We start from the raw sequence: 24,638 nt of genomic DNA, 5'->3' as shown, positions 1-24,638 counted from the left end.
GCTATCTTCGGTAAAAACAGTTGCCATCAGGGTGGATGCAGGCGTCCCTGCTTGCTGATCGTCCGGGTTCTCCTGCAGATCAGCGGTTTTTGATCGGCGCGTACTAGCTTCAACGTGTCGACGCCGGTCAGGCTGACATTGAGCTTATCGCCGACATAGGTCAGGCCCGTGTCGGGCGCAGTCAGACGGATCGGCTTCTGGTTCGGCAGGATCGCCAGATCGAGGGTCAGCCCATCGACCAGGAAATCGCCGTCCAGCTGCGTTCCATCCTCACATGCGTAGAGATGCTCCCCAACGAGCGTGGGAATGGAATTGCGATCATGACGGCTTTCATCGCCGCCACCATTCTGCTGACATCCCATCAGGCTGAGCATCAGGCCTCCTACGGTCAGGGAGAGACGGCTCAAACGATATTGTTTCAGGCGCATGTTGTTTCCCGGATCAGGAGGAAGAAACTGTCGTCATGGGCGGCGAGGGATGCCGCCCATGACGCGGGCCGTTCTCGCACACAGGGGGTAGGTGCGGCGGCCAAGCTGGTTGTCAGTCGAAGAGATCGCGCAGGAAGCCCTTGCGACGACCATGGTGGCCGCCCCGAGATCCGTGGCTGTCGCCACGATCGCTTCCATGCTTTGAGCCGAACACACCAAGCGTGCCTTCACGCCGTTCGGTCGGCTGAGTTTCGCTGATGCTGCGTTCGATGATCTTGTCGAGTTCACCGCGGTCGAGCCAGACGCCACGACATTGAGGGCAATAGTCGATCTCGATGCCCTGCCGCTCGCTCATGAGCAGGTCGACCTTGCAGACCGGACAGGGAAGTCCTTGCGGAGAAGTACGAGTTGTCATTTCAGGCCTCCTTGATTTCTGGGCGGCCCTTGGCCTCCCGAATTTCGCTACGAGCATCCTTCAGGATCTCGACCCCGCCCTTGATGGCGATCAGCGCAGTGGCGACGCCGACGAGAAGATCCGGCCAGTTTGTGCCGAGCCACCAAACCAGCACGCCGGCGATCAAAATGCCGCCATTCGAAATGAAGTCGTTGAAGCTAAAGGTTGTAGCTGCGCGCATGTTGACGTCGGGCTGCTCAAGCCGTTGCAGCAGCCTTAGGCAGATGAAGTTTACGATGGCTGCCACAGCCGACATCGCCATCATGGCCGTGCCAATGGGCTCGCTGCCGTAGACATATCGACGACCGACGTCGATGAGGATGCCGACTGCGAAGACCAGCAGCATGGAGCCTGAGAACATTGCCGCTCGGCTCTTCCACGTGACGCCTCGGCTCAGGGCTACAAGGCTCAGCGCATAAACGAGCGCATCCGACAGATTGTCGACGCCATTGGCGATGAGAGCGCTGGAATCTCCAGTAAAGCCAACGATGAAGAAGGCTGCAGATATGAGGACGTTGAGGATCAGCACGATCCAGAGCGTGTTACGCTCCAAGCGCTGATTGACGCCGCTCGTTGCTTCATCCATCGCTCTTCCCCCTGCCCTTGATCACGCTGAGCGAGCGCCGCTTGTGGCGATTGGCTGGAGAGACTGCGCGGATCGTGCGCTTCACCGCCGCCATGAAACTCGCATCCTGCGTTCTCATTTGACGGCGAAGGCCTGTGGCTAGCGGGCGTGCCAACAATCCAAGGATGCCCTTGCATTCGAAGCTGTGCCGGACATGCAGACCGGTTTCATCCTCATAAATTTCATACCCCTCTTCGATGCTGAAAAGCGGCAATGTGGCTGCTCTCCAGCGGATGATATCGGGCTTATCATTGGCTACAATTCTGGCTTCCAGCGATGCCTGCTTGCCCATCAGCGTCCAGGTCATGTCGATCTTGTTCCCAAGTTCGACGACCCCCGCGCCAAAGCGATAGTGGGGATGCCATGCTTCATAGCGATTGAGGTCGGCCAACAGCGTCCACGCCCGCAAACGCGAGATCTGAGGACTGAATATGGTTTCCTCTCTCATCGGTCTGATCCTTTCCTTCGATCAGGAAGAGGCGGGAGGGCAGTTGCTGCCCTCCCGTCACATCAGTGCTGCGGTTGAACAGACGGGGAGACCTCGATCTCTGGATCATCCTCCTCGACCATCGTCGTGCGGCCGTATCGCGCATAGAGCGTCGGCAGGACGAACAGGGTCAGGAGCGTCGCGGAGATCAGGCCGCCGATTACGACCGTCGCCAGCGGCTTCTGGACTTCGGCGCCAGCACCACTGCCCAGGGCCATCGGCACGAAGCCAAGGCTCGCAACCAGCGCCGTCATGACCACCGGCCTCAGACGCTGAAGCGCGCCCACCCGAGCGGCTTCGGCGCGCTCCATGCCGGTTCGCATGAGATCCTGAATGGAGGACACCATGACGAGGCCGTTCAAGACCGCGATGCCGGACAGCGCAATGAACCCGACCGCTGCGGAGATGGAGAAGTCCATGCCCCGCAAGAAGAGGGCCAGCACGCCACCCACCAGAGCGAGCGGAACGCCGGTGAACACGATCGCTGCATCACGGACCGACCCCAACGCTCCATAGAGGAGCAGCAGGATCAGGACAAAGCAGGCCGGGATCACCAGTTGCAGGCGTTCCTGAGCCGATGCCAGATTCTCGAACTGGCCACCCCATTCGAGATAGCTGCCTGGAGGAAGACGCACTTCCTTACCAATGGCAGCCTGCGCATCTGCGACCACGCCGCCAACGTCACGGCCACGCACGTTCGCCTGGACAACGACACGACGCTTGCCGTTTTCACGGCTGATCTGGTTTGGACCGTCGACGACGCGGATATCCGCAACGCTGGCCAGCGGAACAAACTGGCCGCTCGGGGTCGGCACCTGGACCTGACTGAGCAGCGAGATGTCACCACGCTGATCTTCGGAAAGACGGATCACCACCGGGAAACGGCGGTCGCCTTCGAAGATCATGCCCGACTGCTGGCCGCCCAGCGTTGCGTTCACGATGTCCTGCACGTCCTGAGCGGTAACGCCGAGGCGGGCCATGGCGTCGCGATTCACCCGAATGTCGAGCATCGGAAGGCCCGTGGTCTGCTCGACTTTCACGTCGGCAGCCCCCTGCGTGCGGCGCAGGACGCTGGCGATCTTCTCCGCCGTCGCGTTCATCGAGTTGAAGTCGTCCCCGAAGACCTTGACCGCAATATCACCGCGCACGCCGGCGATGAGCTCGTTGAAGCGCATCTGGATCGGCTGGGTGATCTCGTAGGCGTTGCCCGGGAATTTGGCGAGTTCCCCCTCGATCCGAGAGATGAGTTCCTCCTTCTTCAGGCTGGGGTCCGGCCATTCCTTCCGGTCCTTGAGGATGACGAACATATCAGTGGCGTTGGGCGGCATCGGGTCGGATGCCAGTTCGGCCGTACCGGTCTTGGAGAAGACGAACTTCACCTCCGGCTGCTTCGACATCATCTGCTCGATCGGCACCTGCATCGCCTGGCTCTGCTGCACCGACGTCGCCGGAATACGCAGGGCTTGGATCAACAGGTCGCCCTCATCGAGCTGCGGCAGGAAAACCTGTCCCAGCGACATGAAGGCCAGGATCGCGAGAACGAAACCACCGACACCAGCGCCGACAGTGACTACAGGCCGCTTCATCGCCCGGTCGAGACCGGGTTCGTAGCGGGCCTTGAGCCAGCTCATGATCCGTCCTTCCTTCTCTTCGATCCGCTTGGATAGCCACAGGGCGATCGCGGCGGGAACAAAGGTCAGGGAGAGGATGAAGGCGCAGACCAGCGCGATGATGACGGTAAGCGCCATCGGCACGAAGGTCTTGCCCTCGACACCGGTCAGGGTGAGGAGCGGCACATAAACGAGGATGATGATCGCCTGGCCATAGACCGACGGCTTGATCATCTCCCGGGCAGCAGAAGCGACCGTATCCAGCCGTTCCTTCACGGTGAGCAGACGCCCTTCGTGATGCTGATGCTCAGCCATGCGTCGCAGGGCATTTTCGACGATGATGACGGCGCCATCGACAATGAGGCCAAAGTCGAGCGCGCCAAGGCTCATGAGGTTCGCTGACACCCCGGCACGCAACATGCCAAAGCCGGTCAGCATCATGGTCACCGGGATGATGACGGCGGCGATCAGCGCGGCACGGAAGTTGCCGAGCAGCAGAAACAGCACCACGATGACAAGGACCGCGCCTTCGCCCAGATTCTTGGCGACCGTCTTGATGGTCGAGTTCACCAGCGCCGTACGGTTCAGCACAGGCTGGACGATTACGTCTGGCGGCAGTGAGGCGTTGATCTCCTCCAGCCGGTTGGCGACTGCGGTCGCGACGGTGCGGCTATTCTCGCCGATCCGCATGATGGCGGTGCCGACGACGACCTCAGTTCCGTTTTCGGACGCCGACCCCATGCGAATCGCCTGACCGGTACGAACAGATGCAACCTGACCAAGGGTGATGGGTACACCTTCCCGGGTGGCCACCACGATCTTGGAAAGTTCGTCGGCGTTACGGACAAGAGCGTCCGCACGGACTGCCAGACCTTCGCCATTGCGATTGACGAAGCCGCCACCGACGCTGGTGTTGTTGCGTTCAAGCGCCGTGCTGAGCTGCGTCAGCGTGATCCCCATCGAAGCCAGGCGCTGGACGTCGGGCACGACGAGGAACTGCTTGGCATAGCCGCCAATCGAATCGACGCCGGCCAAGCCCTGCGTGTTCTTCAGCAGCGGCGAAACGATCCAGTCCTGCGCGGTACGCAGGTAGGTCGCCTTGTCGGTGTCGTTCGTCAGCCGTTCGCCTTCCGGCGTGATGTAGCTGCCATCGGGCTGCATGCCGGGTTCACCCGGCTGGTGCTTGTCGTCCTTGCGATGCTCCAGACGGACGGTCCACATATAGACCTCGCCCAGACCGGTGGCGATCGGGCCCATTTCGGGCGTTACGCCATCGGGCAAGTTCTCGGACACGCCTGTCAGGCGCTCGCCGACCTGCTGGCGGGCGAAAAAGATATCCGTCTGATCGGAGAAGACCGCCGTCACCTGCGCGAAACCATTGCGGCTAAGCGAACGGCTATATTCGAGGCCCGGAATGCCGGCGAGCGCAGTCTCGATCGGGAACGCCACCTGCTTTTCGACCAGTTCGGGCGAAAGCGCGGGCGCACGGACGTTGATCTGCACCTGATTGTTGGTGATGTCCGGCACTGCGTCGATAGGCAGGCGAGACAGGGCGGCGGCGCCGATCACGGCGGCAATGGCGGTCAGCAGCAGGACGAGCCAGCGCTTGTGAACCGCCCATGTTACGATTGGGGCGATCATCGGCTCAGTCCTCCGCGGCTTCGCTCTTGCCGAGTTCGGCCTTGAGCGTGAAGCTATTGACGGTGGCGATCTCCTCGGTGCCCTTCAGGCCCGACTTGATGATCACGCTGTCGCCGGCACTGTCGCCCAATTGGACGGCGGTTGCCTGGAACCCGGTCTTGGTCCGCACAAAGACGACCGACCTGCCCTCCTCTGTCTGCACCGCAGTCAGCGGCACACGGATCGCGCCATCGCCGCCGCTGCCGGTGAGCGCGACCGATGCCGTAACCGGCTCGCCGACGCGCCAGAGGCCATCACGATTGTCGAGAGTCGCGATGACGGGAACCAGTCGCGTATTGGCATCGAGCGCCGGCGACACGAACGTCACCTTCGCGGTCGCCTGTCGACCAGCTGCCTTGATATTCACCGTTGCGCCCGGACGCACCCGGCCCGCATCCTGCGGCTGCAGGTTGAGCGAAAGCGACACGCTCGAAAGGTTGGCGACGCGGAACAATTCAGCATCCGCCGCGACCGTCTGCCCCAGCACCACGCTGCGGCCGATAACCTGACCCGACATAGGCGCCACGATGCCGATGCGATTGAGGCCGCCGCCACCCGTGCCCGCAGCAGAAACCTGCTGCTGCGCCAGACGAAGGGCGATGCGGGCTTCGGTCGCTGCGGTGCGTGCAGCGATGAGATCCTGCTCAGGCGAGACGCGCTGCGAAAACAGACGCTGTTCGCGGGCGAGATTGCTGTTCGCCAGAGACAGCCGTGCGCGAGCAGCTTCGGTCTCGGCGTTGAGCGAGGCGGCCTCGCGGCTCTCGATCACGGCAAGCGTCTGGCCGCGACCGATCGACTGCCCAAGGTTACGGGTCAGCGAAACCACGCGGCCACCGATCGCGGCCGATACCACCTGCGTGCCCTGAGGGTCGCCATCGATGGTAGCGGGGAGCTCGATCGTGCCCGAGCCGCCCATCATCGGGCGCGCCGTCTGAATGCCAGCCGATGCGATCTGATCGGCCGAGAGCGTGATCTTGCCCTCTTCGGCTTTCTCCCCTGCCTTTGCTTCAGCAGCGGGTGCCGCGTCGTTGGACGGATTCTCCTCGGCACCGCTTCCGCAAGCGGCGAGCGCCAGCATCAGGGACAGGGGCAAGGCGGCGTAGATGATCTTCTTAGATGTCATGGATCAGTTCCCCTGTTCCGGCGCGGGCGCTGTCAGGCGCTCCAGCTGCGCGCGGGCATTCTGGTAAGAGGCGAGCGCGTCGATGGCCGCGAGGCGCGTCTGGGCGAGCGTACGTTCGGCATCGAGCAGATCGAGCTGGCCGAACTTGCCTTCGCGATAGCCGATGCGCGCAATACGAGCCGCTTCCTGAGCTGCCTCAAGGGCAGGACCAGTAGCCGTCTGTGCAGTGACTGCGGCATTCGATGCCGATGTCTGCGCGTCGGTGATGGCCTGCTCGACGTCGAGTGCCGTCATACGCTTCTGGGCTTCCACCTGATTGCGCTGCGCGCGAGCCTGCGCGACAGCCGCCTTGCCCGAATTGAAGATCGGGATAGGCATCGTGACCGTGAAGATCAGGGCCGTATCGTTGGTGGCTGACAGCCTGCGTAAACCGGGGCCAGCTTCGAGATTGGGGACTCGTTGAGAATTGGCGAGTCGGACATTGGCATCAGCTACGGCAAGGTCCGCGTCTGCGGCAGCCAGGGCCAGCGTACCTACCGCGCTCGGTGGGACTTCGGGACCGTAGCCACGTGGCAAGCGCTCCAACCAAGCCGTATCGAGCGGTCCGCCCATCGGTTGCCCAATCCGACGCTCGAGATTAGCGCGGCTGGCCTGTGCCAGCCGGATAGTCCGAACCAGTTCGGCATCGGCGTTGATCTTCGCAACGTTAGCGCGCTGCTCCTCGATCGGAGAGGCCCGTCCGGCCTTTACCCGTACACTCGCAGCGTTCGCGGCGTCGCCGGCTATCCGCGCCTGATCGCGTGCCGTTTGGACACGCCGTTCGGCAGCAGCCGCTTCGATATACAGCTGCGTGATCTGCAGCCTGATGTCTGCCTGCGTGATCGCCGAGACTAGCAGCGCCTTGTCGGTCTGGGCATTAGCGACCGCGATGCGTGCGGACCGCTTGCCACCCAGTTCGATGGGAACAGCCATGCTGACCGTCGACTCGGCGCTACCAACGCCGCGATACGGTCCGCTTCCTGCGATATTCTCCACCTGCGTCTGCACGGTGGGATTGGGACGAAGACCAGCGACGGTACGTGCGGCGCGGGCCGCTTCGACATTGGCTTGCGCGGCTTCGGCCGCCGGGGCGCTGCCACCAGCGGCGGCGACTGCCTGATCAAGCGTATAGGGTGACGCCCCCGCTACCGCAGCGGGCATCTCCTGTGCCTGCGCCACAGCGACGCAGGACACGGCAGCCAATAAGGCTGCAATGGATCGGAACATGAATAGGAATCCTGAACACGAGTCATGGACGACCGGCGGCCTGAATTCAGGCGCAACGGTCCATTATGGCTCTGTCAGGCTATGGGTGGGCGCAGGTCGGGGCCGATGGCCCAGCGCTTGGACGGAATCGGCGCAGGGATGAACACAGGCGCGTCCACCGCCAACGGAAGCATATCTTCGCTTGCAGAGACCGGAACGAAAGCCGGAGCACCCTGGCAACCGCCATGATGATGCGGGATCGCCTTGTCGGCATCACCCTGCGTCTGGTCCGCGTCCCCTTCGCTATGCACGTAACCCGTGCACTCGATTGTGGGGGCACGGGCGTTAGGAACTTCCTGGGCATGCACCAGCGTCGTCGTCAGCATGGACAACGAAAGCAGGCAGAGCAGGAAACGTCCTAAGCGGCGCATGACAGGCTACATAGTAGGCTTTTCGCAGAATGTCATCTGCAAAAGTAAAATCGCGGCATATTGGACTGTTTCCGAATGTTACATCAGATCATTGTGCCATGATAGCGCACTGATACACCATATCATCACGGATTAACTTTACCTAAACTATGATGCGATCAAATATACATTATGGCACAGACAAGAATAATTCGAATAAATCTGCATACCGACCCAGACACAAGGCGCAATTTGCAAAATAGCCACCCCCCGTCTTATGGGCATTACAGATCCTTTGGAATCAGGCTGCACTTTAGACAGAAGCTTTCTGATGCCGCTTATCCGCGGACCATCCGGGGAACCAAAGCTTCCTCTCAATCCGTGAGTGCCGCCCGATAATTGCTCATGCATTCTTCTACGATGCGATCTTGATTTCCGACGAAGATCACGGCTGGAAATCCATGCAGTATCCCCTCAGAGGCATTGCCAACCGTTGGCCGGCAAAAGCCTCCAGACTGCGACTGCCGTTATAATCACGCCGAGCGACAGAACGCCGCCAACGACAAGAAGAGCAGCGCGGTGCCACTTGATGCGGGCGTGGAGGTCATCGAACACGTCAGAGAATTGATCGGCGATCAGGGCAAAGTCGTCGCTGAGGCGGGTGCTTTGCCGCTTCACCTCTTTCGCGATAACATTGAGCGTCTTCCACTGGTTCAGCCCGGCAATCCCCAACATCACCGCGAAGACGATTGCTCCTATAAGCACGCCAAGGTTCGTCCAGAACTCGAGGCCGCACGACGCCGGCACCTTCTTGAGTTGGGTAACCACGACGATCGTTGCAACAGGAATGCCAAGGAGCTGGCCTTGGATATCGACGATGGTCTTGTGGATCTTGCCCACGAAATCCAGTCGCGCCGTTTCAACCTCATTGCGGATCTTCGAGTACGAGAAGCTCGAGGTGAAGAGTCGATATCCCTTCTCGACCTCATTCGCGAGGCGATCTAGATTCCGAATTAGGAAACCGAACCGATCCTTGTCGCGTAGCGAACGCACCATTTCGATGAGGGTGGTCTGAAGAATCGTCCGCTTCTCATCCAAGTGCAATTCGTCTTCGAACAGCTTCGTCAGCCGCACAGCCTGACCCACCACGTCGCCGCGAAGGTCCATTGAACCAAACTGGATCGGCACGACGACCTTCTCTTTGCCGATGAAAATGAGCTGACGCATCGTTTCATCAACCAGCGACGCGCTATCGCGAAGTATCTTGAGCACGTCCAAGACTGCACGATACGCAAGCAGTTTTGGCGGGACAGGGTTATCACCCGACGCGTAATGTTCTTTCTTGATGTAATACCGCTGAGGCTCCGCGAGCACGGCGCCAGGCGCCTTGAACAGATCATCCAAAGTGGAAACCAACAGGCCCATCTTCGCCACATTGGGCCGACCAATCGTTACCGGCACTTCTGCCCCGACGGCCAGATCATAGCCGTCCTCGACCGAAATCTGGGCATCGTTGTAATGCGTATCGATCTCCATGATGGCGGTTAAAACTGCCACCATATGGTCGCTCTTGATCGTCAGAACGTCGCCGTTCTCATCATCGAACCGCGTAGCGCGGTATATCTCGACAAGATCGGCAAACGTAACATCAATCACTGATCATCCCTTCGGCGCGCATCTGATTGATCAGCTCGTCTGGCACATCCATCAACGTAAGGGATTTCTTGTCCTTGTCGAACACGACTTTGCTCTGGTCGATTGCTTCACGCGTGAATTCGACCGACCACATCTTCGTTTTGGCGGTCACTTTCACGAGGGCTTTCAATGCGCTGGCGTTCGGAACATAGCCTTCATTCAGCTGACGATCGGTAATGGCCAGAAATTTCGATAGCCTGCCGGGTTCCTTCGGCATCAGGCGATTTGCCATAGCTTCGAAATCCACCGGCTCCTTCGCCTTATTCGCCTTGCCAAGATAATCTAAGGCATCGGACAGGAACGCCGTCGCCTCGGTGTCGACCATCTTTTCAGTGAGCGTAAATTCCTTCAGTGCATCCACGAGGCTCTGAGTGTCCTTACGCTCCAGAACCGCCGAATCGCAGCCAAGGAAATCACGAAAATAATCGGATATCGAACCCTTGCCTTTCAAGAAGCTCAGGTAGCGGTCCTGCTTGTCCGCCCAAGCAGTAAGATTAATGCGGCCGGCGAAGCGGAAACCATCGAGATCGAGGTGCTCGACGTCCTCCATTCCATGATTTTTGGTCAGGGCCGCGCTCAGCTTGTCGGTGACCACCGTGACGAGCATGAAATCTGAACCATCCCGTCGGAAGTGGGCAAAAAACACATGCCCGCCGACTGAAGCAGATTTCTTTCCCGCTTCCCGTGCCAGATTATCCATCATCTTGCCGGTAAGACCGAGGAAGTCCTTCTCCTTGGCCTCAACATAGGCACGGATTTGCCCCTCGGTGGGAGAACCTTCTGCCGTTGTGAACCGACCGTGAGACTTGGAAGTCCGGCTGTTGTAAAGTTCATAGACCGTGGAGATGACGCGAAGCGTCGTGTCGGTCACGTCAAGCAACTTCTTGGAGAGTGCGACAGAATAGCCAGCATCGCTACGATTCAGGTCATGAATCGCAAGCGCAATTATCTCGGTCACCAATAATCCCCCCAACGTCCAAAACCGTGACGGACATGACCAATCCTTGGGACGTCCGACTGTTACGCAAAACTTTGAAGCACGAGCGAGCGATAAGCAAGGTGTCGCAGATTTAGCGCAGATATCATGCTCTGGGCTTCGGCTAGGAATCTTCTCGACGCGATGAAAGGTTCATCTGAATCGCCGATAAATAGGGATCGGAGCAGAAGTTGACATTACTCCCCCTCCAGAGGAGCAGAAGTTGAAAATCAGCCGTGATCCTCTGATGACAAAAGCACCGGAAACTCTAGGGGGTCAGGAGCAGACTTCCTGACAACCGACACAGGCGCGGCGTGCCACTTTGGCGAGGCGCAGTGGCGGGGTCGCGACGCTCAGATCCACGCCCGATTCAACCGACATGCGATTGCGCCCTTTGCGCTTGGCGTCATAAAGCGCGCGGTCCGCCCGATCGAACAGGTGCGGCAGTTCCTCCGTGCCCGTGATGCTGGTCGCCGCACCGATGCTGGTCGAGACTTGCAAACTCGCCCCGGCAACACCCGCCCCGCTCTGCGCGAAACGATGGCAGATGCGGCGGCCGAGTGCCGGCAAATTTTCGGGTGGAAGGCCAAAGAGCAGAACGGCAAATTCATCGCCGCCCAGCCGCGCCACCAGTGCATCGGCAGGCACGCAATCCGTCAATATCCCGGCCAGTCCCGACAGCAGCCGGTCGCCGGTGGCGTGGCCGAAGCCGTCATTGACCGCCTTGAAATGATCGACGTCGCACAGCAGCAGCGCCACCGGCTGGCCGGCCCGCCGCGCCAGCGCCATCCCGGCGGCCGCCTTCGCCTCGAACGCGCGGCGATTATAGGCACCGGTCAGCGAATCCCGCTCGGCCAGCGCGGTGATCTGCCGTTCGCGCCGGTGACGCACCGCCGCCAGCATCAGCAGCGCCAGCGATACCTCGACCAATATGCCCTCATAGAGCGAGGCCTTGATCAGCAGCCCCTTGAAGCCCACCAGGCTGACGAACAGGCCCGGCATGAAGATCAGCCCCGACTTGGCGAGGTAGAATATGCCATGGCCAAGGAAAATATGCCCCAGCCGCACCGCATCGCGCACTTCGCTGGTGCGGCGGAGCGAGAGCAGGAGGGACGCGGCCTTGAGCGACAGGATCGCGACCAGCGCTGAATTGAGGAGGCCGAACAGCGCGGTGCGGTCACTTGCCGGATCGGTGCCCAGCAGCGCCACCCAGACCAGCAGCACGCCCAACCAGATGCTGGGGAGGCGTCGCCCGGCAAAGGCGGCCGCGCCCTTGGCGAACAACAGATGCGCCACCACCAGCAGGCCGTTGGCCAGCCAGACATAGAGAAGGAAGCTGTCCGCCGTGCGCAGCACCGACATGCCGCTGCCCACCACGATGGTCGCGAATCCCCCGCTCCACCAGGCGAGCGAGCGCACCTTCGCCAGACGCCATTCGGCAGCCAGCACCAGCGCCGCAACGAGGGCGATGGCCTGGGTCATGAGCAGCATGGTGACGGCGTCGATCGGCATGGACAGGTTCATCGGGGAAAGGAGCGTGCTATCTAGCCGAATATGCTGAACAAAAGGTTCCCGCCCGGCTCAGCTCGTCGCACGAACCAGCAGGTCGTCTGTGACCGTCATGGTAAAGATCGGATCGGCATCCGCCGGCACTTCGGCGATCGCGTCGACAAAGGCGGCGCGGGTTGCCGGGTCGTCATAGACCATCTTCGCGTCGAAGGCGGCGCGCCAGGTCGCCTCGTCCGGCCATTCGGCATAGCCCACGAACCGCCCGTCCGCATCACGGTGCAGGCGCGATCCATAGCTGCCATATTTTTCCCGGATCAGGTCGGTGCCGCGGCGCCAGGCTGCGCGGAACTGCTCTTCCTTGCCGGGGTGGACGCGCCACCAATAGACCGCAACGAACATGGCCACCTCCTTGTGCGGAGACAATGGCCGGGCGGCGGCAGGAGTTCCGGCGGGCAGGCCGATCGCCCGCCCGCCGGCAATGTCGCTTAGAGGATCGACTGGCCGGTCTTGGCCCAATCCGACATGAAGCCGGCAATGCCCTTGTCAGTCAGCACATGGTTGAACAGGGCCTTGATGACGGCCGGCGGCGCGGTCATCACATCAGCGCCGATCTTGGCGCTGTCGAGCACGTGGATCGAGTGACGGACCGACGCGACCAGGATTTCGGTGTCGAACGCGTAATTGTCGTAGATCAGGCGGATGTCTTCGATCAGCTGCATGCCGTCGAAGCCATTATCATCATGACGGCCAACGAAGGGCGAGATGAAGCTGGCGCCGGCCTTGGCCGCGAGCAGCGCCTGGTTGGCCGAGAAGCAGAGGGTGACGTTCACCATCACGCCATCGTCGGTCAGCGCCTTGCAGGTCTTGAGGCCGTCGATGGTCAGCGGCACCTTGATGCAGACATTGGGTGCGATCTTCCGCAGGACTGCGGCTTCCTTCATCATCGTCTCATGGTCGAGCGCGACGACTTCGGCTGATACCGGGCCGTCCACGACGCCGCAGATTTCCTCGATCACTTCCAGGAACTTGCGGCCCGACTTGTGGATCAGCGACGGGTTGGTGGTGACGCCGTCCAGCAGGCCGGTGGCGGCCAGGTCACGGATTTCGGCAATGTCGGCGGTGTCGACGAAGAATTTCATGGGATGCTCCGGGGCAGGATTCGCGAATCGGCTCCCTTTAGCGGCTGGCCGATGGATTGGCCATCGGGGCGAACGGCGATTGCCTTGGCCCCCGCCGCCTTCTACCTCTTCCGCGACAGGGGAGCGGCCATGAAGTTTGCGATGCGCGCATATATTTGCCTGACCGCCCTCGCCATGCTCGTCCTGCCCTTTCCTGCCCGCGCTGCGGATCAGGAAGCGCAGACCTGGATCAGCGCTGGCGGCGTCGCGCAGATTGACGACAATGATCGCATCGGCATCGAAACAAGCTATCGCCTGCGGCCGGCCGATGACCAGTTGCTGCAACGGATCACCCTGGACCATCGGATTGCCGACGGCGTGCAGCTGGGCGGCGGCTTCGCCTTCGTTACCAGCCGAAGGCAGAAGGAAATGCGCTTCCACCAGCAACTGATCATCGACCTGGGCGTGCTGCAGAGCCGCACCCGGCTGGAACAGCGCTATATCGACAGCGCCGCGCAGCCGGCCTGGCGCCTGCGCGAACGTATCCAGCTCGACATCCCGCTGGAAAAGCAGCGCAAATGGTTCCTCCTGACCTCCGCCGAATTTTTCTTCGAACTGCACAAGCCAAGCGCGGTCCAGGACAGCGAACTTGTCACCACTCGGCAGTTGATCGGCCTGCGTCATGTGCTGACGCCGCGGCTCGGCATCCAACTGAGCTATATGCGCCAGCATAGTTTCCCCGATAACCGACCCGACGAGGTCGTCCATGTCCCCTGGCTGGCGATCGCCTGGCGGCTCTGACGATTTGCCAGAACGGCAAGAGTGGTTAAGGACGCTGCATGGCCCGCGCCCGTGTCCTCCTGCTCAATGCCGCCCTCGGCCCGCTCGACTATCGCATCCCCCATGGCATGACGGCCAGGCCGGGCAGCATCGTGGTCGCCCCGCTGGGCCCGCGCCAGCTGGTCGGTGTGGTCTGGGACGAGGAATCCTTCCCGGATGTCGAGACGGTCGGCGACAACCGCCTGCGCAACCTGCTGGAAGTGCTGGATGCGCCGCCTCTGCCCGAAACGCTGCGCCGGCTGATCGAATGGACCGCCGACTATTATCTTGCTCCGCCGGCCGCCGTGCTGCGCATGGCGCTGGCGTCAATGTCCGCGCTGGAGGGCACCCGCACCGTCATCGAATATCGTGCCACCGGCCAGCTGCCCGATCGCATGACCGAGCAGCGAACCCAGGCGATGGAGCGGATCGGCGACCGGCAGGGGCTGGTGCGCGAACTGGCGATGATCGGCGGGGTCAGCGATACGGTGATCCGCGGCCTGGTGAAGGCCGGCGCGTTCGAGCCGGTCGAGGTGAGCGTCGACACCCCCTTCCCCGAACCCGACCCGGCTCACGCGCCGCCGGCCCTGTCCGATCAGCAGATGGCAGCCGCGACCGACATGGCGGATGCGGTGCGTGCCCATGAATTCGCCCCCTTCCTGCTCGACGGCGTAACCGGATCAGGCAAGACCGAGGTCTATTTCGAGGCGATCGCCGCTGCCATCCGCGCCGGCAAGCAGACCCTGGTGCTGCTGCCCGAAATCGCCCTGACCGAACCCTTTCTGGAGCGGTTCGAAAAGCGCTTCGGCACGGTCCCGGTCAACTGGCATAGCGGTCTGCGCCAGAGCGAACGCCGCCGCGCCTGGCGCGCGATCGCGGCGGGCGAGGCCCGTGTCGTCGTCGGTGCCCGCTCCGCCCTGTTCCTGCCCTACCCCAATCTGGGCCTCATCGTCGTCGACGAGGCGCATGAGGCGAGCTTCAAGCAGGAGGAAGGCGTCCATTATCACGCCCGCGACGTCGCGGTGATGCGGGGCCTCATCGAACATTTCCCGGTCGTTCTGGCCTCCGCCACCCCCGCGATCGAGACACGGCATCAGGTCGATCTCGGCCGCTATCGCGAGATCAAGCTGCCGGCCCGTTTCGGCGGCGCACAGATGCCCGATATCGAGGGCATCAACCTGCTGACCGATCCGCCCGAGCGCGGCCGCTGGATCGCGCCGCCGCTGGTCGTGGCGATGGAGGAAGTGCTGGCCAAGGGCGAGCAGAGCCTGCTCTTCCTCAACCGGCGCGGCTATGCGCCGCTGACGCTGTGCCGCCATTGCGGCTATCGCTTCCAATGCCCCAATTGCACCAGTTGGATGGTCGAGCATCGCCTGACCAAGCGACTGGCCTGCCATCATTGCGGCCATGTCATCCCGGCGCCGCGCTTCTGCCCCGAGTGCAAAGAAGAGGACAGCCTGGTCGCCTGCGGCCCCGGCGTCGAGCGCATCGCCGACGAGGTGAAGGCGCTGTGGCCACAGGCGCGGGTCGCCATCGCCACGTCAGACACGCTGCACTCGCCCGCCCGCGCCGCCGATTTCGTGAAGTCGGTCGAGGCCGGCGACATCGACATCATCGTCGGCACCCAGCTCATCACCAAGGGCTATCATTTCCCCAACCTGACCCTGGTCGGCGTGATCGACGCGGACCTGGGGCTGGAGGGCGGTGATCTGCGCGCGTCTGAACGCACCTTCCAGCAGATCATGCAGGTCGCCGGGCGCGCCGGGCGCGGCGAAAAGCCGGGCCATGTCTTCATCCAGACCCGCATGCCCGATGCGGAGGTGATCCAGGCACTGATCGCCGGCGACAGCGAGCGCTTCTATCTGATCGAGACCGAAAATCGCCGCCGCGCCAATGCCCCGCCCTTCGGCCGTTTCGCCGCGATCATCATTTCCAGCGAGGATAGCGACGAAGCCGCACAGACCGCCCGGCTGATCGGCAAGTCGGCGCCGCAGGTGGAGGGCATGCGGGTCTATGGCCCCGCCCCTGCTCCCCTTTCCGTGCTGCGCGGCCGCCATCGCCACCGGCTGCTGATCCACGCCACGCGCCAGGTCGACATCCAGTCGGTGATCCGCGAATGGCTGGGCAATCTGGTGTGGAAATCGACCACCCGCGTCGCGGTGGACGTCGATCCCTACAGCTTCATGTGATGGCCGCGCCGATCGAGAGCCCCTGTCGCAACCTCTGTTCGCTCGATGCCGAGCGCAAGGGCTGCACCGGCTGTGGCCGCACCCTCGACGAAATCGTCCACTGGCGCAGCATGACCGATACCGCCCGCGCCGCCGTCATGGCGCGGGTGAAGAATTTCGAGCCTTTGCGTCGCCCTGCGCCTTAGCCCTGGCGTCGAAGGCCGCCTTCATCTTGATCGCCGCCTCCCGCATGTCCGACCCATGTGGCGAAAAGGCGATCGGGTCCATGATGGTGGAGGCGGCGGCATATTCGCCTCGGGCCGCCAAGGCGCGCGCGAACTGGAAGCGATAATTGGGGTTTTGCGGCAAAAGGGAGAAGGCCTTATACAGGCCGTCATAGCCGATGTCGGGCATCTTGCCGCCACGCATGGCATGATAGCGATAGAATAGCGCCAGCGGCACGGGGTCCTCCGTATCGGCGCGATTGGCGCGCACGATCGCCGTCAGCGCCGCCTTCCAATCCTCCTCCTTGTCGCTGTCCTGCGCCCGCGCCAGCAGGACTTGCGCGCGGACGGCCTGTGCGCGCGACGATTTCGGATCAATGCCGATCGCGCGATCCGCGTCGCCCAGCGCGGCGGCGCCCTCTTCGGCCGCCCATTCGGATTCGGCCAGCAGCGTCAGGGCATAGGCGCTGTCGGGATATTTGGCGGCGGTAGCGCGGATCGATGCCACCAATGCGGGAATATCCTCCGTCCTGGGCCGATTGACGAGGTGGAGTTCATCCTCGATCAGTGCGCCCTGCGCCGGGTCGACCGGCACCACCGTGATCGCGCCGATCGTCATGTCCTGCGGCGCCAGAACCGACATCGACAGCCGCTTGCGCATATAGGCCTTGAGTTCCTTCTCCAGCCCGGCCACCCCGCCTTCGAAATAGCTGTCGGGCTCAACGTCCGGCTTCCCCTGCGCCAGATCGCCCAGATAGCGGGTCATCGCCGCCGTATAGCCATTCTTGTTCTGGAAATAATAATGGGTGAGCAGCCAGGCGGTCCCATAATAACGGTCGCCGTCCTGCCGGTTCAGGCCATCGGTCGTTCGCGACAGGAGCTGGACGAGCGGATAAGGCTGACCCAGCACCAGCCCCGGCACCCGTGCCATCGGCACCTGGGCGAACCGGATCGATCCATCCTTGGGGAAATCCACGACCGAGAAAAATTCTGCGAATCCCTCCACATACCAGGCCGGATAAGCGGCCGGGAAATGATGCAGCATGAAATGATGGGTATATTCGTGGAACAGGATTTCCTCGGCACCGGCATCAAATTTGCCAGTCTTCGCGCCGCGCGCCAGGAAGGCATAAGCCGTGCGGTCGGACGTGGTGTAATAGCCCGCGATATTGGGGTTGCGCGCCAGTTCCCTGACCTTGGCTTCACTGGACAGCAGATAGACCTTCACCGGGCTGCCCTGTTCCGGGCTGGTGACACCGGTCAGGCGGCGCAGCAAATAATCGAATTTCTCGAGCCGCTCGGCAAAGCCGCGCAGGGTTTCGTCCTTCCCCTCGCTATAGACGGTGAAATGCCGGGTCTGCGCCTGCCACCAGGCCGCCTGTGCCGGCGCGGCGCCGGCAAGGGCCAGCCCGGCCCCGGCCAGTGCCTTCATCCAGAATCGCATCATCCCGCATTTCCCCAAAGACCTGGGTTCCAAGGTGAAGGACGACAGGTTCGATGGAAAGCTCAATCTCTCCCGTTACTTGCCTTTTCCTTGCCGAGCAGCACCTGCTTCCTTTCAAGGCTCCAGGCATAACCGCCCAGGCTGCCGTCGCTGCGTACGACGCGATGGCAGGGTATCAGGATGGCAAGCCTGTTGTCGCCGCAGGCCGTCCCTGCCGCGCGCACCGCGCCCGGCCGGCCGATCGCCGCGGCGATTTCTCCATAGCTGCGCGTCTCGCCCGCCGGAATCGCCCGCAAGGCGGCCCAGACCGCCTGCTGAAAGGCGGTGCCGCCGACATCGGTCGGCAGATCCGCTCCCGCCCCCGGATCATCCACCAGTGCGGCCACGGCACGCGCCCAGCGATCCAGCGCGGCGTCCGCGGGCAACAGAGTCGCGTTGGGGTATCGGCGGCGCAGGTCCGCCTCCCCTTCCTCGAAGGCGATGCGGCACAGGCCGCGCTCGGTCGCCGCGACCAGCAGCGCGCCCAGGCTCGTCCCGATCACGACATGGCGGATATCGACACCGCGCCCGCCCTCGCGCCAGGCGCTGGGCGTCATGCCCAGATGCCGTTCGGCATCGGCATAGGCGCGGCTCGGCGCATTATAGCCCGCCTCATAGATCGCATCGGTCACGCGGCCGGGCGTCGCCAGTGCCGCCTTCAGCCGCTCGGTGCGCAGATCGCGGGCATAGGCTGCCGGGGTTAGGCCGGTGATCCGTTTGAACAAGCGGTGGAAATGATGCGGCGCATAGCCGACATGGTCGGCCATCTCCTCCAGCCGGGGCGGCGTTTCGGCGGTGCGGATCAGGCGGATCGCCGCCTCCACCGCCTGCTGGTCGCGCGCCACCTCATCCGGCCGGCAACGCAGGCAGGCACGGAAGCCCGCCGCACGGGCCGCCGCACCATCAGGCAGGAAGATCATATTCTCCCGCTTCGGGTGCCGGGCCGGGCAGCTGGGCTTGCAATAGATGCCGGTGGTCAGCACCGCGCCCACGAAGCAGCCATCCTGTCGGCGATCGCGCGCCAGAAAGGCGGTCCAGCAGTCTGCGGCATCGGGCATGGCGGCCGGGACGGGTTCGGGGCGTGTCATCTGGTTCATGGATATGGGGTAATCCAGACGGCTTGGCGAGGCTTCCCGTCGCTTGCGGTCAAAAGCACACGGCCCGTCGCATCCGCTTTTTCCCGATTGCCTAAAGCGGGCCTTCGCATATGTATGCGCCTCCTATGGTCGCCCTTTTCCGTCGCCTTCGCCCGATCGCCGCGCTCGTCGCGTCCCTCGTCCTGCTCAGCCCCGCACGGGCCGAACAGCAGGATATCACCGCCGCCGCGCGCAGCGTGGTGCGCGTCGCCCTGGTCGCGACCAATGGCGCGGACGCCTATTTCGTGGGCCATGGCAGCGGCATCGCGATCGCCCCGGACAAGGTGCTGACCAACGCCCATGTCGTCGAACTGGCGCGCGAGGAGAAGGACCTCGTCATCGGCGTGATCCCGTCGGAGGGCAAGAAAAGCTATGGCGGGCGGATCATCGCCTATTCGCCGGGCAATGACCTGGCCCTGATCCAGCTGGAGGAAGGCAGCCTGCCGGTTGCCACCTTCTATGCCGGGGCGGTCGATGACGGCCAGCATGTCACCGCCATCGGGTATCCCGGTACCGTCGATCGCGCCCAGGGCCTCAGCCTCAAGCAGCTGGTCGAACCGCTCGGCACGGTGAAGACCAGCGGCAGCATCTCGTCCGGCCGCTCCAGCCAGAGCTTCGACACCATCCTGCACACCGCCCCGCTTGCCGCAGGCAACAGCGGCGGCCCGCTGGTCGATGATTGCGGCCGGGTACTGGGCGTCAACAGCTTCGGCTCGATCTCGGACGGCAATGATGCCGAATTCGGCTTTGCCGTATCCTGGCGCGAAGTCGCCTCCTTCCTGCGTCAGGCCGGCGTGTCCTCGCTCCACACCGTCGTCGCCTGCCGCACCATGGCCGAAGCCGACGCGGCCGAAGCCTCGATCACCCAGCGCGAATCGCAGCTGACCGAACAGAATGACCGCGCCGCCGCCGACAAGCGCGAGCAGGCGCTGCAGCAGGCCCGCGACACCGCCGAGCGCGATGTTATTTCCGGCCGCGAAAATGCGATGGCGGGCGCCGCCGTGCTGCTGGCCCTCGCCGTGCTCGGCCTGGGGGCTGGCGGTCTCTTCTACAGCCAGGGCCGCGAAAAGCGTGCCACCTGGTTCATCGCCGGTGGCGGCATCCTGCTGATGGGCGCGCTTGGCCTGTTCGTCTTCAAGCCCAGCTTTGCCAGCATCGACGAGCGGGTGAAGCTGCCCGAGGACCAGAGCGTGGTCAGCAACAAGGCCTTTGCCTGGGCCGGCGACAATATCTGCCGGATCGACCTCAACCGCAGCCGGCTGACCGTGTCGCAGCCCAATGATGTCGGCCTGAAGTGGGCCGAGGGCGGCTGCGTCAATGGCGACACCCAATATCAGGCGACCGGCACGACCTGGCAGCGTGCCCATGTGCCCGACGAGGGCAATTATGTCAGCCGCAGCGAATTCGACCCGGCCACCGGCCTGTTGCGGGTGCAGCGCTGGCTGCCCGACGGCGACACGATGGACAAGGCCCGCGCCCTGCTGAAGGATGGCCCGATCAAGGGATGCAGCAGCGATTCCACGATATTGACCCGGATCGCGACGCTCCAGTCGGACCTCGCCGCGCTGCTGCCGCCCCAGCCGAACGAGCGGCTGGTCTATCATTGCCAAAAAGGACGGCTTGCCCCCGCAGACCCCGCTCCCTAGCCTGTCCGTTTTCCCGAAAAACTCAGTCAAATTGGCTTGATTTCGTCGATGCGATGGAATCGTGTCACATGACTTGCATAGTCATATTGGCACTGCTAACCGGCCCGACAACAGGGGACGGTTATTACTGCTCCCCCTCTTTTTGCATGACCGGCAAATCAAGTTGGAGGACGGTAAGCGCGTGGAGACTACCGGCGGTATTCAGGCCAGCCTCAGCGGCCGCTATGCGGTGGCGCTGTTCGATCTGGCCCGCGACGGCAAGACGCTCGACACCGTCGCAGCGAGCCTCGCGGCAATCAAGGCGGCGATCGCAGAATCGTCTGATTTCAAGGGCCTGATCAACAGTCCCGTTCTCAGCCGCGACGCAGCGGGTAAGACGATCGCGGCGGTTGCATCCGCCATGTCGATCGATCCACTGACGACGAATTTCCTAGGCGTGCTCGCCCAGAACCGTCGCCTCTCGCAGCTTCCCGCGGTCATCCGCGCCTATGAGACGCTGCTGTCGAATCACAAGGGCGAGGCCCGCGCCGAAGTGACGAGCGCACATCCGCTCACCAAGACTCAACTGACCGCGCTGGCCAAGGGCCTCAAGGCGCGTGTCGGCCGCGACGTCGCCGTCGAGGCGAAGGTCGATCCCGCGATCCTGGGTGGGCTGGTCGTCAAGATCGGCAGCCAGATGATCGATTCCTCCATCCGCACCCGTTTGAATAGTCTCGCCCTGGCGATGAAAGGCTGAACATGGATATCAACGCCGCAGAAATTTCGAAGGTCATCAAGGACCAGATCGCCAATTTCGGCACCGAAGCGCAGGTCAGCGAAGTCGGTTCCGTTCTGACCGTGGGTGACGGCATTGCCCGCGTCCATGGCCTCGACAACGTCCAGGCGGGCGAAATGGTCGAGTTCGCCAATGGCGTGCAGGGCATGGCACTCAACCTCGAAGCCGACAATGTCGGCATCGTGATCTTCGGCTCGGACGCCGAGATCAAGGAAGGCGACACCGTCAAGCGCACCGGCACCATCGTCGACGTTCCCGTCGGCAAGGGCCTGCTGGGCCGCGTCGTCGACGGCCTCGGCAATCCGATCGATGGCAAGGGCCCGATCGAATATACCGAGCGCAAGCGCGTCGAAGTCAAGGCGCCGGGCATCATCCCCCGCAAGTCGGTGCATGAACCCGTGCAGACCGGCCTGAAGGCGATTGACGCCCTCGTCCCCGTCGGCCGTGGCCAGCGCGAACTGATCATCGGTGACCGCCAGACCGGCAAGACCGCCGTCGCGATCGACACCTTCATCAACCAGAAGGGCATCAACGCGGGCGACGACGAGAGCAAGAAGCTCTACTGCATCTACGTCGCCGTCGGCCAGAAGCGCTCGACCGTCGCGCAGATCGTCAAGCAGCTCGAAGAAAATGGCGCGATGGAATATTCGATCGTCGTCGCCGCGACCGCTTCGGAACCCGCTCCGCTCCAGTATCTGGCGCCCTATACCGGCGTCACCATGGGCGAATTCTTCCGCGACAACGGCATGCACGCCGTGATCGTGTATGACGACCTTTCCAAGCAGGCCGTCGCCTATCGTCAAATGTCGCTGCTGCTGCGTCGTCCTCCGGGCCGCGAAGCCTATCCGGGCGACGTCTTCTATCTGCACAGCCGCCTGCTGGAACGCGCTGCGAAGATGAACGACGCCAATGGCAATGGCTCGCTGACCGCGCTGCCGATCATCGAGACCCAGGCAGGCGACGTGTCGGCCTATATTCCGACCAACGTGATCTCGATCACCGACGGCCAGATCTTCCTCGAAACCAACCTCTTCTACCAGGGCATCCGTCCGGCCATCAACGTCGGCCTGTCGGTGTCGCGCGTCGGCTCGGCCGCGCAGACCAAGGCGATGAAGAAGGTTTCGGGCTCGATCAAGCTGGAGCTGGCCCAGTATCGCGAAATGGCGGCCTTCGCCCAGTTCGGTTCGGACCTCGACGCCTCGACCCAGAAGCTGCTGAACCGCGGCGCGCGCCTGACCGAGTTGCTGAAGCAGGGCCAGTTCTCGCCGCTGCCGTTCGAAGAGCAGACCGCGTCGATCTTCGCCGGCACCAACGGCTATCTGGACGGCATCCCGGTCAAGGACGTGACCCGTTATGAAGAGCTGATGCTCGCCTATCTGCGTCACGACCACCCCGAAGTGCTGACCGCGATCCGCGACAGCAAGGATCTGGGCGACGACGCCAAGGGCAAGCTGAAGGCTGCGCTGGACTCGTTCGGCAAGACCTTCGCGTAAGACGCTGTGCTGACCGCCCATTCCCTTCTTGCCTGGACCGTGATGTCGATCGGTCTGGTGCTGCTGCCGGGGCCGGACACCATGTTGGTGGCCGGCCACGCGGCGCGCCGCGGCTTCAAGGCGGGAATGGCGGCGATAGGCGGCATCCAGCTCGGCGGCCTGTTCTACATGCTGTTGTGCGGCTTCGGCTTCCTCAGCGTGCTGAATGCGGTGCCGGGGCTGTTCTTGGGCGTTAAGATCGCCGGTGCCCTCTATCTGGCCTGGATGGGCTTTGGCCTGCTGCGCGGCGCGATCAAGCCGGCGCCGGCAAGCGAAACGCCCAAGGTCCGGATCGCCGGATCGCCCTTCGCCCAGGGCCTGGTCAGCACCGTGCTGAACCCCAAGGTTGCGATCTTCTTCCTCGCCGCGCTGCCGCAGTTCGTGGGCACCGGCCCGGATGCGCCGTGGCAGGGCATGCTGCTGATCGCGATCGTCTATGGGCTCGGTTTCCTGTGGTGCGCCCTGCTCGCGCTGCTCGCCACCAAGGCGGGCCGCAAAGTGGGGCAGAGCAGCGCGATGCGCTGGTTCGAAGGCGCCATGGGCGTCGGTTTCTTTGGTCTCGCGGGCCGTCTGGCCCTTGCTCGGAATATTTGAACTATGGCTAGCCTCAAGGAACTGAAGCTGCGCATCGGGTCGGTGAAGTCGACCCAGAAGATCACCAAGGCGAAGCAGATGGTCGCCGCGGCCAAGCTGCGCAAGGCGCAGGCCGCTGCCGAAGCTGCCCGCCCCTATAGCGAGCGACTGGAAGCGGTCGTCGCGAGCCTGGCGACCAAGATCGCCGGCGGCTCAGGCGAAGGCGCTTCGCCGCTGCTCGCCGGCACCGGCAAGGACGAAGTCCATCTGCTGGTCGTCGCCAATAGCGATCGCGGCCTTGCCGGCGCGTTCAACGCCAATATCGTGAAGGCCGCGCTGGCCAAGGCCCGCGCGCTGGAGCTGGATGGCAAGAAGGTGCTGTTCTACCTGATCGGCCGCAAGGGCCGTCCGGTCATCAACCGCACCTATCCGGGCAAGATCGTCGCCAATTACGACACTACCGGTGCCAAGGAGCCGGGCTTTGCCCAGGCCCAGGCGGTGGCGCAGGAACTCAGCCAGATGTTCCTGGACGGCAAGTTCGACGTCGCCCATCTCTTCTATTCGCGCTTCAAGTCGGCGCTCGCGCAGATCCCGACCGAACAGCAGATCATCCCGGTGAAGATCCCCGCCGACGCCGACCGCAACGCGATCGCCGCCACGGTGGAATATGAGCCGAGCGAGGAAGCGATCCTCGACGACCTGCTGCCGCGCAACGTCACGGTGCAGCTCTTCAAGGCGCTGCTGGAAAACAACGCGTCCGAACAGGGTGCGTCGATGACCGCGATGGACAATGCGACCCGCAATGCCGGCGACCTCATCAACAAGCTGACGATCCAGTATAACCGCAGCCGCCAGGCCGCGATCACCACCGAACTCGTCGAAATCATCTCGGGCGCCGAAGCCCTCTAAGGACAAGCAGGCA

The 24,638-nt window shown here is 63.0% G+C and carries 23 protein-coding genes; 8 read left to right on the top strand and 15 right to left on the bottom strand.

The window, feature by feature from the left end:
- Positions 1–26: 26 nt before the first annotated feature.
- The 13 genes from HH800_RS01420 to fsa all read right to left on the bottom strand — a co-directional run bounded on the left by HH800_RS01420 (position 27) and on the right by fsa (position 13,381).
- Positions 27–374, bottom strand: a complete 348-nt coding sequence (locus HH800_RS01420; RefSeq protein ID WP_010338230.1) for a hypothetical protein — start codon at positions 372–374, stop codon at positions 27–29.
- A 166-nt stretch (positions 375–540) separates the two neighbouring features.
- Positions 541–783, bottom strand: a complete 243-nt coding sequence (locus tag HH800_RS01415; RefSeq protein ID WP_010338229.1) for a zf-TFIIB domain-containing protein — start codon at positions 781–783, stop codon at positions 541–543.
- A 61-nt stretch (positions 784–844) separates the two neighbouring features.
- The gene (locus tag HH800_RS01410) at positions 845–1,468 is read right to left on the bottom strand and encodes a cation transporter (protein ID WP_010338228.1); all 624 of its coding nucleotides are present in this window, start codon (positions 1,466–1,468) and stop codon (positions 845–847) included.
- Positions 1,461–1,955, bottom strand: a complete 495-nt coding sequence (locus HH800_RS01405; protein ID WP_004210793.1) for an SRPBCC family protein — start codon at positions 1,953–1,955, stop codon at positions 1,461–1,463. Before HH800_RS01405 ends, HH800_RS01410 begins: the two co-directional genes overlap by 8 nt.
- A gap of 62 nt (positions 1,956–2,017) precedes the next feature.
- A complete protein-coding gene (locus tag HH800_RS01400; RefSeq protein WP_010338226.1) occupies positions 2,018–5,245 on the bottom strand; it encodes an efflux RND transporter permease subunit in 3,228 nt (1,075 codons plus the stop codon).
- A 4-nt stretch (positions 5,246–5,249) separates the two neighbouring features.
- Positions 5,250–6,407, bottom strand: coding sequence for an efflux RND transporter periplasmic adaptor subunit (locus tag HH800_RS01395; protein WP_010338225.1), 1,158 nt, complete (start codon positions 6,405–6,407; stop codon positions 5,250–5,252).
- A 3-nt stretch (positions 6,408–6,410) separates the two neighbouring features.
- Complete coding sequence (locus tag HH800_RS01390; protein WP_010338224.1) at positions 6,411–7,673, bottom strand: TolC family protein; 1,263 nt, start codon at positions 7,671–7,673, stop codon at positions 6,411–6,413.
- A 74-nt stretch (positions 7,674–7,747) separates the two neighbouring features.
- Positions 7,748–8,038, bottom strand: coding sequence for a hypothetical protein (locus HH800_RS01385; RefSeq protein WP_234781599.1), 291 nt, complete (start codon positions 8,036–8,038; stop codon positions 7,748–7,750).
- Between the two features lie 498 nt (positions 8,039–8,536).
- Positions 8,537–9,718, bottom strand: coding sequence for a hypothetical protein (locus HH800_RS01380; RefSeq protein WP_150426831.1), 1,182 nt, complete (start codon positions 9,716–9,718; stop codon positions 8,537–8,539).
- Positions 9,711–10,715 carry a nucleoid-associated protein gene (locus HH800_RS01375; protein WP_235681998.1) on the bottom strand — a complete coding sequence of 335 codons (1,005 nt, stop codon included), beginning with the start codon at positions 10,713–10,715 and terminating at the stop codon, positions 9,711–9,713. Before HH800_RS01375 ends, HH800_RS01380 begins: the two co-directional genes overlap by 8 nt.
- Before the next feature lie 294 nt (positions 10,716–11,009).
- Positions 11,010–12,245, bottom strand: coding sequence for a GGDEF domain-containing protein (locus HH800_RS01370; protein WP_235681997.1), 1,236 nt, complete (start codon positions 12,243–12,245; stop codon positions 11,010–11,012).
- A 69-nt stretch (positions 12,246–12,314) separates the two neighbouring features.
- Complete coding sequence (locus tag HH800_RS01365) at positions 12,315–12,641, bottom strand: antibiotic biosynthesis monooxygenase family protein (protein ID WP_004210781.1); 327 nt, start codon at positions 12,639–12,641, stop codon at positions 12,315–12,317.
- A gap of 86 nt (positions 12,642–12,727) precedes the next feature.
- Complete coding sequence (gene fsa, locus HH800_RS01360; protein WP_169859980.1) at positions 12,728–13,381, bottom strand: fructose-6-phosphate aldolase; 654 nt, start codon at positions 13,379–13,381, stop codon at positions 12,728–12,730.
- A 129-nt stretch (positions 13,382–13,510) separates the two neighbouring features.
- On the opposite strand from fsa, the gene HH800_RS01355 reads away from it, so the two are divergent.
- The 3 genes from HH800_RS01355 to HH800_RS01345 are packed head-to-tail and all read left to right on the top strand — an operon-like array spanning position 13,511 to position 16,553.
- Positions 13,511–14,161, top strand: coding sequence for a DUF2490 domain-containing protein (locus HH800_RS01355; protein WP_169859979.1), 651 nt, complete (start codon positions 13,511–13,513; stop codon positions 14,159–14,161).
- Positions 14,162–14,199: 38 nt separating this feature from the next.
- Positions 14,200–16,368 (top strand): primosomal protein N', encoded by a 2,169-nt coding sequence (locus HH800_RS01350; protein ID WP_069336637.1) that lies wholly within the window; start codon positions 14,200–14,202, stop codon positions 16,366–16,368.
- Entirely contained in the window at positions 16,368–16,553 is a 186-nt protein-coding gene (locus tag HH800_RS01345; RefSeq protein ID WP_169859978.1) for a DUF1289 domain-containing protein, read from the top strand. The genes HH800_RS01350 and HH800_RS01345 overlap by 1 nt, the downstream gene beginning before the upstream one ends.
- Here the strand turns inward: HH800_RS01345 and HH800_RS01340 are convergent.
- The gene (locus HH800_RS01340; protein WP_235681996.1) at positions 16,504–18,018 is read right to left on the bottom strand and encodes a DUF1570 domain-containing protein; all 1,515 of its coding nucleotides are present in this window, start codon (positions 18,016–18,018) and stop codon (positions 16,504–16,506) included. The genes HH800_RS01345 and HH800_RS01340 overlap by 50 nt on opposite strands.
- A 59-nt stretch (positions 18,019–18,077) precedes the next feature.
- A complete protein-coding gene (ada, locus tag HH800_RS01335; RefSeq protein WP_169859977.1) occupies positions 18,078–19,151 on the bottom strand; it encodes a bifunctional DNA-binding transcriptional regulator/O6-methylguanine-DNA methyltransferase Ada in 1,074 nt (357 codons plus the stop codon).
- A 125-nt stretch (positions 19,152–19,276) separates the two neighbouring features.
- Between ada and HH800_RS01330 the strand changes: the two genes are divergently transcribed.
- The 5 genes from HH800_RS01330 to HH800_RS01310 all read left to right on the top strand — a co-directional run bounded on the left by HH800_RS01330 (position 19,277) and on the right by HH800_RS01310 (position 24,625).
- The gene (locus tag HH800_RS01330) at positions 19,277–20,836 is read left to right on the top strand and encodes a S1C family serine protease (protein WP_169859976.1); all 1,560 of its coding nucleotides are present in this window, start codon (positions 19,277–19,279) and stop codon (positions 20,834–20,836) included.
- 181 nt (positions 20,837–21,017) lie between these two features.
- On the top strand, positions 21,018–21,572 hold the full coding sequence (locus HH800_RS01325; protein ID WP_004210769.1) for a F0F1 ATP synthase subunit delta: 555 nt from the start codon (positions 21,018–21,020) through the stop codon (positions 21,570–21,572).
- A 2-nt stretch (positions 21,573–21,574) separates the two neighbouring features.
- Complete coding sequence (gene atpA / locus HH800_RS01320) at positions 21,575–23,104, top strand: F0F1 ATP synthase subunit alpha (RefSeq protein ID WP_004210768.1); 1,530 nt, start codon at positions 21,575–21,577, stop codon at positions 23,102–23,104.
- 42 nt (positions 23,105–23,146) lie between these two features.
- Positions 23,147–23,737 carry a LysE family translocator gene (locus HH800_RS01315; RefSeq protein ID WP_169863171.1) on the top strand — a complete coding sequence of 197 codons (591 nt, stop codon included), beginning with the start codon at positions 23,147–23,149 and terminating at the stop codon, positions 23,735–23,737.
- 3 nt (positions 23,738–23,740) lie between these two features.
- Positions 23,741–24,625, top strand: a complete 885-nt coding sequence (locus HH800_RS01310) for a F0F1 ATP synthase subunit gamma (protein ID WP_004210766.1) — start codon at positions 23,741–23,743, stop codon at positions 24,623–24,625.
- Positions 24,626–24,638: the final 13 nt, after the last annotated feature.

It is taken from the genome of Sphingobium yanoikuyae, from assembly GCF_013001025.1.
GTDB lineage: Bacteria > Pseudomonadota > Alphaproteobacteria > Sphingomonadales > Sphingomonadaceae > Sphingobium > Sphingobium yanoikuyae_A.
The sequence above is the reverse complement of the archived record's forward strand: the minus strand, read 5'-3'. Positions and strand labels throughout refer to the sequence as shown.

What these genes read in the sequence shown, in the direction of transcription:
- HH800_RS01315 (WP_169863171.1), top strand. Translation starts at nt 23,147, where the DNA reads ATGTCGATCGGTCTGGTGCTGCTGCCGGGGCCGGACACCATGTTGGTG.
- fsa (WP_169859980.1), bottom strand. Translation starts at nt 13,381, where the DNA reads ATGAAATTCTTCGTCGACACCGCCGACATTGCCGAAATCCGTGACCTG.
- HH800_RS01370 (WP_235681997.1), bottom strand. Translation starts at nt 12,245, where the DNA reads ATGCCGATCGACGCCGTCACCATGCTGCTCATGACCCAGGCCATCGCC.
- ada (WP_169859977.1), bottom strand. Translation starts at nt 19,151, where the DNA reads ATGAACCAGATGACACGCCCCGAACCCGTCCCGGCCGCCATGCCCGAT.
- HH800_RS01330 (WP_169859976.1), top strand. Translation starts at nt 19,277, where the DNA reads ATGGTCGCCCTTTTCCGTCGCCTTCGCCCGATCGCCGCGCTCGTCGCG.
- HH800_RS01345 (WP_169859978.1), top strand. Translation starts at nt 16,368, where the DNA reads ATGGCCGCGCCGATCGAGAGCCCCTGTCGCAACCTCTGTTCGCTCGAT.
- atpA (WP_004210768.1), top strand. Translation starts at nt 21,575, where the DNA reads ATGGATATCAACGCCGCAGAAATTTCGAAGGTCATCAAGGACCAGATC.
- HH800_RS01395 (WP_010338225.1), bottom strand. Translation starts at nt 6,407, where the DNA reads ATGACATCTAAGAAGATCATCTACGCCGCCTTGCCCCTGTCCCTGATG.
- HH800_RS01410 (WP_010338228.1), bottom strand. Translation starts at nt 1,468, where the DNA reads ATGGATGAAGCAACGAGCGGCGTCAATCAGCGCTTGGAGCGTAACACG.
- HH800_RS01405 (WP_004210793.1), bottom strand. Translation starts at nt 1,955, where the DNA reads ATGAGAGAGGAAACCATATTCAGTCCTCAGATCTCGCGTTTGCGGGCG.
- HH800_RS01400 (WP_010338226.1), bottom strand. Translation starts at nt 5,245, where the DNA reads ATGATCGCCCCAATCGTAACATGGGCGGTTCACAAGCGCTGGCTCGTC.
- HH800_RS01365 (WP_004210781.1), bottom strand. Translation starts at nt 12,641, where the DNA reads ATGTTCGTTGCGGTCTATTGGTGGCGCGTCCACCCCGGCAAGGAAGAG.
- HH800_RS01355 (WP_169859979.1), top strand. Translation starts at nt 13,511, where the DNA reads ATGAAGTTTGCGATGCGCGCATATATTTGCCTGACCGCCCTCGCCATG.
- HH800_RS01310 (WP_004210766.1), top strand. Translation starts at nt 23,741, where the DNA reads ATGGCTAGCCTCAAGGAACTGAAGCTGCGCATCGGGTCGGTGAAGTCG.
- HH800_RS01420 (WP_010338230.1), bottom strand. Translation starts at nt 374, where the DNA reads ATGCTCAGCCTGATGGGATGTCAGCAGAATGGTGGCGGCGATGAAAGC.
- HH800_RS01340 (WP_235681996.1), bottom strand. Translation starts at nt 18,018, where the DNA reads ATGATGCGATTCTGGATGAAGGCACTGGCCGGGGCCGGGCTGGCCCTT.
- HH800_RS01350 (WP_069336637.1), top strand. Translation starts at nt 14,200, where the DNA reads ATGGCCCGCGCCCGTGTCCTCCTGCTCAATGCCGCCCTCGGCCCGCTC.
- HH800_RS01390 (WP_010338224.1), bottom strand. Translation starts at nt 7,673, where the DNA reads ATGTTCCGATCCATTGCAGCCTTATTGGCTGCCGTGTCCTGCGTCGCT.
- HH800_RS01415 (WP_010338229.1), bottom strand. Translation starts at nt 783, where the DNA reads ATGAGCGAGCGGCAGGGCATCGAGATCGACTATTGCCCTCAATGTCGT.
- HH800_RS01385 (WP_234781599.1), bottom strand. Translation starts at nt 8,038, where the DNA reads ATGCTGACGACGACGCTGGTGCATGCCCAGGAAGTTCCTAACGCCCGT.